This window comes from Gordonia oleivorans, from assembly GCF_040044975.1.
In the GTDB taxonomy this organism is placed as follows: domain Bacteria; phylum Actinomycetota; class Actinomycetes; order Mycobacteriales; family Mycobacteriaceae; genus Gordonia; species Gordonia oleivorans.
The window spans coordinates 57573-66227 of record NZ_JBDZDI010000026.1; the positions used below are offsets into that span (position 1 = coordinate 57573).

Here is an 8655-nt window from a genome sequence, read left to right on the forward strand (position 1 = left end):
TCGTCGTGCAGGAGCGGCGCGCCCGGTGAGCTGTGTTGGTTGGCGCGGACTCCGTCCGCGCGTGCTCACCGGGCTGACAGCACCACGTCTTCCTCCTCATCGCATCGCTCGCAAGCTCGCTCGTTCTTCGTCGTGCAGACGTGGCGCGCCCGGTGAGCTGTGTTGGTTGGCGCGGACTCCGTCCGCGCGTGCTCACCGGGCTGACAGCACCACGTCTTCCTCCTCATCGCATCGCTCGCAAGCTCGCTCGCTCTTCGTCGTGCAGACGTGGCGCGCCCGACGCGGTGGTGGTGAAGTATGCAACCCACTCCGGTGAGTACGCGCGCACGGAGTCGGCGCTCAGCGTGGTGGCGCTGTCTAATCCAGCCCCCGGTCGATGGTGTCCTCGTCGACGCCGAGGTGGGTGGCCACCTGCTGGACGAGCACCTCGTGAACCAGATCGATCAACTCCGTGTCCCGGCGGGCGCGACTCTCCAGTGGTCGACGGAACAGGATGATCTGTGCGCGAGTCGGTTGACCGTGGACATCCACCCCCGCCGGGATGAGTCGTGCGAGTGGGACCGCGCCGTCGGCGGTGACCTCATCGGGCCACGCCACCGTCTCGGGATCGCGCGGCAACATGCGCGGAATGTCGTCGACCGAAATGTCGAGACCGATCAACTCGTCATGCCAGCGTCGGTCGATCTCGGCGAAGGCCTCGAGTGCGACGGCGTCGAATTCGTCGGACTTGCTGCGCCACGCGGGGACCGTGGTCGGCAACAACGGGGTGCGCAGACCCCGCCCACGCCGCTCCCGCCGCCGCGGCGGTCGGCGGCCACCGCCGCTCGCCGGGCCGCCCCGTTCGGCCCGATCCGGACGGAATCCATCGATACGCATGGCGTGAGTGTAGGAGGGTCCGTGCCCGATGTCTCGTGGCGGTCTGACCCTCTGCGCGCGTGTCGGGGTCGGCGTTCGATCCGCGCAGGGCTAACCTCATGGACGTGAAGCTTCCCCGACAGTGCTGCAGGCCCGGCTGCACCCGCTCCGCGGTGGCTACGCTGACGTTCGTCTACGCGGAGTCGACCGCGGTGATCGGCCCCTTGGCCGGCTCGGCCGAACCGCACTCCTGGGACCTCTGCGACGAGCACGCCCGACGGATCACCGTGCCCCGAGGCTGGGAGATGCTGCGCAGTGAACGGGGATTCTCCACACCGCTCGCCGAGGACTACGAACTGACCGCCCTGGCCGAGGCCGTCCGTGAGGCCAGCACCGGCGGACGGGCCGGCCGGATCGCCGCCGATGTGGCCCATCCCGATGCGCTCGACGGATTCGACGATCCCCGGCACGGACGCCACCGGGCCACCGGCCGCCCCGACGTCCCCACCGACACCGAGCGTCGTCGCGCCCCGACCACGCCGCGGCCCGGTCGACGCGGACACCTCCGGGTGCTGCCCGACCCCGTCGACTGACCATTGGTGGTCGAAGGCGTGACCGGCTGACTACTGTGGTGATCATGCGAACCGGTGCCACCGATCTCGACGACGTCGAGGAACTGATCGCGGCGGATTCCGAAGGCCTGCTGCATGCGGCCGCCCTTGCCGGTGCCCAGGTGCGGTCGGTGGCCGAGGCGATCCGCGAAGGCGTCACCGAGTCACTCGCCGAACTCCGCCCGCGCAGTGTCGTGGTTGTCTGTCCCGGAGGTGGCGCCGCGGCCGCGGCCACCGCGATGATCACCGCGGTGATGGCCACCCGCATCGACGTACCGATCGTGTCCGCGCCCGGACTCCCCGGATGGATCGGACCGCTCGACGTGGTCGTGCTGGCCGGCGACGACGGCGGCGACATGATCCTCGCCGACGCCGCCGCGCGCGCCCTGCGGCGACGTGCCGAAGTCGTGATCGCGGCACCGGTGGAGGGGCCCCTGCGGGATGCTCTGGGCGGCAACGGAATCAACCTCTCACCGCGGATCGATGTCGACCCGCGGTTTCGATTCGCCGGATTCGTCGCGATCCTGCTCGCCGTCCTGACCTCCATGGGTCAGGTGCGGTTCACCGGGACGGCACCGGAGGTTGCCGACATCGCCGACGCGCTCGACGACGAGGCGGCCGCCGACCATCCGGGCCGGGAAACATTCCACAATCATGCGAAAATGCTGGCAGCGCGGCTCGGTGACGGGCCGATGGTGTGGTCGGGGGATTCCCCGGCGACGACGGCGCTGGCCGGGCGAGCTTCGGGGGTGATGTTTGCGGTGACGGGAATCGCCGGTGCGGCACTCGATCTGACCGACATCGGACGGGTGGCCCGCGATCAGTGGGCCGACGCCGGCTCGTCGTCACCGGCCGACGACATCTTCTACGATCCGCAAATCGACGGACCGCGGCCGGATGCACCGCCGCGGGTGCTGGTGACCACATCCGCCTCCCGCGAATGGCACACCCGTCGCCGCATCGAAGGCATCCCCACCGCAGAGGTGGTGGTCGGTGATGGTGACGACATCGACTCCCGCACAACGGCATCCGCTGCACCATCGTGGCCGGGTACCCCTGCCGACCGCGCCGACGTGCCGGCAGATCTCACGTCGTTGCTGGTGCTCATGCTGCGTATCGAGATGGCCGCGGTGTATCTGCGTCTGACCGAGGCCGGGCGCCGATGAGGGTCCTCGAGGGCAATCTCAGGACATACGCGTGGGGTTCGCGGACCGCCATCGCATCGCTCCGGGGCCGGCCGGTACCGTCCCCTCACCCGGAGGCCGAACTGTGGTTCGGCGCCCACAACGCCGGACCCGCATCGGTACTGACCGCCGACGGCACCGCCGAGACCGACCTGCTGACCGCCATCGACACCAACCGCACCGCGGCGCTCGGTACCCCCACCGCCGCCGCCTTCGGAGGCCGGCTGCCGTTCCTGCTGAAGGTTCTCGCCGCCGAGGAACCGCTGTCGCTGCAAGCACATCCGTCCTCCGAGCAGGCCCGCGAGGGATTCGACCGCGAGAACGCGATCGGGTTGCCGATCGACGCCCGCGACCGCAACTACCGCGATCCGTGGCACAAACCCGAACTCGTCGTCGCCTTGAGTGACTTCGATGCGCTGGCCGGTTTCCGCGCACCCGCCACCACCATCGCACTACTGCGCGAACTCCAGGTGAGCGAGCTGGACCCCTATCTGGGAATGCTTGCCGGCCAACCCGATTCGAGCGGGCTGCGGGCGCTGTTCACCACCTGGCTGACGTTGCCGGAACAGACCATCGGCGCGTTGATGCCGCCGGTGCTCTCGGCGGCGGTCACCCTGCTGGAATCGGGACGCAGCGCATTCGGCGCCGAACTGCGCACCGCCCTGCAACTGGGCGAGATGTACCCGAACGACCCCGGGGTACTGGCGTCGCTGCTGCTCAACCGGGTCCACCTGACACCGGGGCAGGGGATCTACCTACCCGCCGGGAACCTGCACGCCTACCTCGAGGGCACCGGGGTGGAGATCATGGCCAACTCCGACAACGTGCTGCGCGGCGGATTGACGCCCAAACACATCGACGTGCCGGAATTGCTCCGGGTCCTCGACTTCACCCCGGTCGACGTCGACGACTTGATCCCGGCGATCCGCACGGTCGGTGCCGAACGCATCTATCTGACACCCGCACCCGAATTCCGGCTCTCCCGAATCGAACTCGACGGGACCGGCATGACCCAGCCGGCCTCGATCAGCTTCGACATGCCCGGGCCGCAGATCCTCGCGGTGCTCTCCGGGCAGATCGAGGTCCGGCCGCAGGGCGGGGCGCCGATCACCGTGCCCGCGGGCCGGGCGGCATGGCTGGCCGACTCCGACCCGGATGTGGTGGTACGCGCCGATTCCGCGCGCGCGGTGTTCTTCCGGGCGCTGGTGCCGATCCGCGCTCAGTGACCTCCGGCGTACAACGCCTGTTCCGCGGCGGTGGCGACCATCGTCACCTCGGTGCGATGGCGGCCGGTGAGTACTGAGACCCGCTGCGGCGCAGTGGGATTCTGAATCAGCGCGACGTCCGCCCGGGCTGCGGCGGCCACGTCGGCGTCGGCCATCACGACGAAGCGGGTGCACCCCGGGTCGGGTGCGCAAGCGGGGGTGTTCACGCCGTCGAAGACCTCGACCCGCAGTCCCGACCCCGCCGATACCCGGTGATCGGCGAACGTCAGGAGATGCGGTGCGGCAACAGCCTCGACGAGTCCGCGCCATCGCAGCGGGTCGGCCGCACGGACGATCACCGGGATGCCGGTGGCGACGGTCCGAAGGACCGTCTGCGCCAACAACGTCCGGTCACCGGACACCGCGACGGTGCCGATTCCCGGTCCGGCGAGCGGCACCGCGACCGCGCGGCCGGAACGGTCCGCGCCGACGAGTTGCCCGCAACCCGCTGCCGGGATCTGCATCCGGGAAAGGGCGGCCTGCGCGTCGGCACCCTCGAGTGCGGGCAGCAACCGGTGCAACCGCGACGACGAGGCCATCGGCACACCCGCGGTGAAGGCGTCGAACTGGTTGCCGGGCAACGGACGAAGGCCCCGATGCCGGTGCGCACGCGGCAGATCGGGGCCGCCGCGATGGTCATCGAGGCGCACCAGCCCGGCGACCCGGAGTCCGCCGGCGGCGTTTCGGGACAGGCGGATGGTCAGGGTGGTGGCCGCGGCCGGCATCGCCCACACACGCGTGGCGACCTCGACCAGAGTCGTGGGCTCGACCGCGGCCACACACATGTGCAGGCGCATCGAGCTCACCCCGTTCCAGGCCTCGGTCACCTCGTCGGGGGAACAGCCGCCGGTGAGTTGATCGGTGACCGAGGAGATCTCGGCGGCCGACAACGCCGAGACGGCCAGTCCCTGCTCGGCGAGGCGAGCGATGACCCGACGGGTGGTGATCGTCGCCGCACGCAACGCACCCACCGCACCGCCGCCGCGCCGGGCGATGGCGTCCGGACAGTCCCGGGGATCCAGTCGCAAGATCACCAGGGTGGTACGCAGGGCGGTGGCCGGCAGCGGACCCAGCGTGGCGCGATACGCCGCCGCGGCGCGGTCGGCGCCCCAGGCGCGGCCACCGTGCCCGACGATGTCGATCGATGCCAGCGGAATGTCGTAGGGGTCGATGCACTCGGCCAGTACCTCGAGGGGGATCTGTTGTCCCCATGGGTCGCGCGGCGTCGCAGAGTCCGGGGTGAGGAACGTCGTATCGGGCCCGCACGGATGAACGCGGATCGCGGTGATCAGGGTGTGACCGACCCAGCGTGCGCCGATGGGGGTCTCGGCGTCGGGTGCGCATCCCGCGCCGGCGGCCGTCTGCCGGGCCGGTGGGATGTCGAACGGTGCCGGGATCAGATCGGTCGAGCGTCGTCGGGCCCGCGTCCAGGTGAACGAGATCCGGCGTCCCAGCCGGGACATCGGGGAGATCCCATCACGCCACGGCACGACGGTAAGGCACACCACCGCGACGATCGCCAGGGCGACCCAACCCCACCGTGAGCCCGACGCCGCCCAGACCGCCAGCCCGACGAACAGCAGGACCTCGACGACGACCACGGTGGTCGGTATCGGTGTGCGGCGAACGCGGTCACGACGATGCGCGACGGCCGGATCGGCATCGGGCTCGGTGTGTGGATCGGACGGCGCGTCAACGAGTGTCATCATGGTCCCCCTGCTCCCCGCCTCGCGGCGCTGATGTATCGGCTAGGCTACTACCTCACCGACCGGGTGAACCGGTGTTGGCGCAGTTCGACATTCGAGCCCGTCGACGGGAACCGATCGGGCTCGGGATGCGTCTGATCAGGTATCGGCGTGGTGTGTGGATCGGGGGGTGGGGGTCGATGGCGCGGCAATTGACGACCAAGGCGCAGGTCAACGGTTATCGTTTCCTGCTCAGTCGGCTGGAGCACGCCCTGGTCCGGCGCGACGCCCGGATGCTGCACGATCCCATGCGCTCCTCCGTGCGGGCACTTGCGCTCGGCACCGTGCTGACGGTGTTGGCGCTGGCCGGATTCGGCATCTGGGGCCTGATCCGTCCACAGGGGACGGTGGGACAGGCATCGATCCTGGTCGGCAAACAGAGCGGTGGGATGTACGTCGTCGTCGACGAGAAGGTGCATCCGGTCCTGAATCTGGCCTCGGCCCGACTGATCACCGGCAGTGACAGCGCACCGAAGTCGGTTGCCGACTCGGCGTTGTCGGCGTATCCGCGGGGTCCGCTGCTCGGGATCCCGGGGGCGCCGGTCGCCCTGCCCGCCAGCGCGCACCGCGACACGTCGGTGTGGAGTGTGTGTGACCACCCCGGAACCGGTGAGGACACCACCCGTCGGCTGGCGGTCATCGCCGAACGGCCGGCCACCGGAGCACAGATCGCACCGGCCGGACCGCAGGACGCGGTGTTGGTGACCGATGGTCGGGCAACGTTTCTGGTCTACCAGGTCGTCCGCGGCGAGCATTCGGTCCCGGTACGCGCCGAGGTCGACATGCACGACGCCGCCGTGACGCGGGCGTTCGGTCTCGCCGATGTGACGCCCCGCCTGGTCGGCGTCGGTGTCCTCAACACCCTGCCCGAGGTGGCCCCGTTGGCCGTGCCGCGGATCGGTGGCGCCGGAATGCCCTCGGACCTGCCGATTCCCGACGTGTCGGTGGGTTCGGTGATCCGCACCGTCGGGGTGAACGGTCATCTCGACTACTACGTCGTGCTCACCGACTCCGTCCAGCCGATCGGCGAGGCCACCGCGGAGATGCTGCGGCTGGCCGATCCCGGTAGCCCGGCCGAGGTGCCGACCCGGTCGCCGGCCCCGGTCAATGCCGCACCCCGCAGCGATTCGCTGCCGGTCACCGAATTCCCCTCGCACGCACCGCATCTGGTGTCATCGGCGACGGCTCCGACGATCTGTTCGGTATGGTCACGCGGCTCCGCGGACCCGACGGCGCGGACCTCCCTGCTCCTCGGACGTGGACTGCCGCTGCCCGCGGGGGTCGACGTGGTGACACCGGCCGGCGCCGACGGTGCCGGGCCGCTGATCGACGAGGTGTACCTGCCCGCGGGCTCGGGTGAGTTCATCCAGACGACCGGCAACGAAGACGACAGCACCCGCACGGAATCGTTGTTCTACCTGAATGATTCGGGTGTCCGGTTCGGCGTCGCGGACATGGCCACCGCGCAGGTGCTCGGACTCGGTACCACCCCGGCGCCGGTACCCTGGGCCGTCGCGTCGCTGCTCGTCGCGGGCCCGACACTGTCGCGGCACGATGCGTTGGTGGCCCATGACGGTATCGCGGCGGATCCGTCGGGTCGGGCCGTGCCGGAACCGGAGAACTGAGCCGGCGGAGGTCGGGCGGGTCAGAGCACCGACCGGCCCGGCCGGCACGTCACACCGGCGTGACCGGACCACCCATGATGTTGCCGACGATACCGCGAATGATGTTGGTACCGTCCTCGTCTCGCAGTTCGGCGTACCACTGCGAGGTCTTATCCGGATCCTTGCCGTGGGTGACGTCGCATCGTTTCCGTGCGCGCAGGACGAGATCTCCCGCCCGCTCGGCGCGGGTCTTCTCGTACTCGGCGAGCGCGGCATGAACGTCGTCGGGATGTTCGGCGAAGGCGAATTGCAGTGCCACGGCATCCTCCATCGCCGAGCAACCGCCCTGACCGATGTCGGGAGTCGTGTTGTGCGCGGCATCGCCGAGCACGGCGACACGTCCCTTGACCCACGTGTGGAACGGGTCGAGGTCGAGGATCTCGACCCGATTGGTCGTCGCCGGATCGAGTGTCTCGATCAGTTTCTGGACCCCGGGGGCCCAGTCGGCGAACTCCTCGGCGAGGACCTCCCGCGCCGTTCCCCGTTCGAAGGGAACACCTTCGGGCATCGGGACGTCGAAGAAGAAGTAGAAGCGGTCACCGGCGATGGGCATCACCGAAACGCGCCGACTGTCACCCACGTAGGTGGTCCACTCCGTCGCCGGGCCGATCTCGTCGTCGACGGCGACGAGACCGTTGAAGTTGACGTAGCCGGCGTAGCGGCGGGTGACCGGGCCGCCGAGCACGTACTCGCGTGTCAGTGATTTCGCACCATCGGCCCCGATGACCAGGTCGGCCGAATCGGTGCTGCCGTCGGCGAATTCGACGGTGGCGGCCTCGGGTCCGTCGCTGACCGACACCATCTTCTTGCCGAAGTGGATGTCGTCGATGCCGTAGGCCTTCATCAGCATCAGCTGCAGTTCGGCCCGCGCCACCGGATACGGGCGCTGGCCGACCTCGTCGATGAGAGGCTGCATCGAGAAACGGCACATGGTCTCACCGGTGTGGGCGTCGACGTAGCTCATCGTCTCGACGATGCCGCCGAGTTCGGCGACCTCGTTCTCGAGGCCGAGGTGATTGAGGCACAGGACACCGTTGGACCACACCGAGATCGCGGCACCGACCGGCTTGTTCTCCGTGACCTGTTCGTAGACCTCGACATCCACGCCGAGCTTCTTCAGGGCGATGGCCGCACTGAGCCCACCCATACCGGCACCGATGATGATCGCCTTCACGCTGACTTCCTTTCGCCTGACCCTCCCAGGCTAATACTACAGCCGTAGATCGCGGGTTGTGAGGTTGCGCGGCGTGTTTGCGCTGGTGGGAGCGGCTGCCGGGGCATGATTTGTGGTTTGTGAAGACAACAAAAACACCCGCGGCAGCCGCGGGTTT

The 8655-nt window shown here is 69.3% G+C and carries 7 protein-coding genes; 4 read left to right on the forward strand and 3 right to left on the reverse strand.

What is annotated here, in order from left to right; translation table 11 throughout:
• Positions 1-357 precede the first annotated feature (357 nt).
• Positions 358-876: a metallopeptidase family protein gene (locus ABLE92_RS23680; RefSeq protein ID WP_348807249.1), complete on the reverse strand. Its 519-nt coding sequence runs from the start codon at positions 874-876 to the stop codon at positions 358-360.
• Between the two features lie 104 nt (positions 877-980).
• Here ABLE92_RS23680 and ABLE92_RS23685 point away from each other — a divergent pair, with 104 nt between their 5' ends.
• The 3 genes from ABLE92_RS23685 to manA are packed head-to-tail and all read left to right on the forward strand — an operon-like array spanning position 981 to position 3876.
• Positions 981-1448, forward strand: coding sequence for a DUF3499 domain-containing protein (locus ABLE92_RS23685; RefSeq protein WP_348807250.1), 468 nt, complete (start codon positions 981-983; stop codon positions 1446-1448).
• Between the two features lie 44 nt (positions 1449-1492).
• Positions 1493-2632, forward strand: coding sequence for a hypothetical protein (locus ABLE92_RS23690; RefSeq protein WP_348807251.1), 1140 nt, complete (start codon positions 1493-1495; stop codon positions 2630-2632).
• On the forward strand, positions 2629-3876 hold the full coding sequence (gene manA, locus ABLE92_RS23695; RefSeq protein WP_348807252.1) for a mannose-6-phosphate isomerase, class I: 1248 nt from the start codon (positions 2629-2631) through the stop codon (positions 3874-3876). The genes ABLE92_RS23690 and manA overlap by 4 nt, the downstream gene beginning before the upstream one ends.
• Here manA and eccE read toward each other — a convergent pair.
• Positions 3870-5624: a type VII secretion protein EccE gene (gene eccE / locus ABLE92_RS23700; protein WP_348807253.1), complete on the reverse strand. Its 1755-nt coding sequence runs from the start codon at positions 5622-5624 to the stop codon at positions 3870-3872. The two genes, manA and eccE, sit on opposite strands and share 7 nt — an antisense overlap.
• A 176-nt stretch (positions 5625-5800) precedes the next feature.
• On the opposite strand from eccE, the gene eccB reads away from it, so the two are divergent.
• Positions 5801-7285 carry a type VII secretion protein EccB gene (gene eccB, locus ABLE92_RS23705; RefSeq protein WP_348807254.1) on the forward strand — a complete coding sequence of 495 codons (1485 nt, stop codon included), beginning with the start codon at positions 5801-5803 and terminating at the stop codon, positions 7283-7285.
• A 49-nt stretch (positions 7286-7334) separates the two neighbouring features.
• On the opposite strand, the gene hpxO is transcribed toward eccB, so the two are convergent.
• A complete protein-coding gene (hpxO, locus tag ABLE92_RS23710) occupies positions 7335-8498 on the reverse strand; it encodes an FAD-dependent urate hydroxylase HpxO (RefSeq protein WP_348807255.1) in 1164 nt (387 codons plus the stop codon).
• Positions 8499-8655 lie beyond the last annotated feature (157 nt).

Excerpts from the sequence above, each read along its gene's own strand:
- ABLE92_RS23680 (WP_348807249.1), bottom strand. The coding sequence starts at position 876 with ATGCGTATCGATGGATTCCGTCCGGATCGGGCCGAACGGGGCGGCCCG.
- ABLE92_RS23690 (WP_348807251.1), top strand. The coding sequence starts at position 1,493 with ATGCGAACCGGTGCCACCGATCTCGACGACGTCGAGGAACTGATCGCG.
- manA (WP_348807252.1), top strand. The coding sequence starts at position 2,629 with ATGAGGGTCCTCGAGGGCAATCTCAGGACATACGCGTGGGGTTCGCGG.
- eccE (WP_348807253.1), bottom strand. The coding sequence starts at position 5,624 with ATGATGACACTCGTTGACGCGCCGTCCGATCCACACACCGAGCCCGAT.
- eccB (WP_348807254.1), top strand. The coding sequence starts at position 5,801 with ATGGCGCGGCAATTGACGACCAAGGCGCAGGTCAACGGTTATCGTTTC.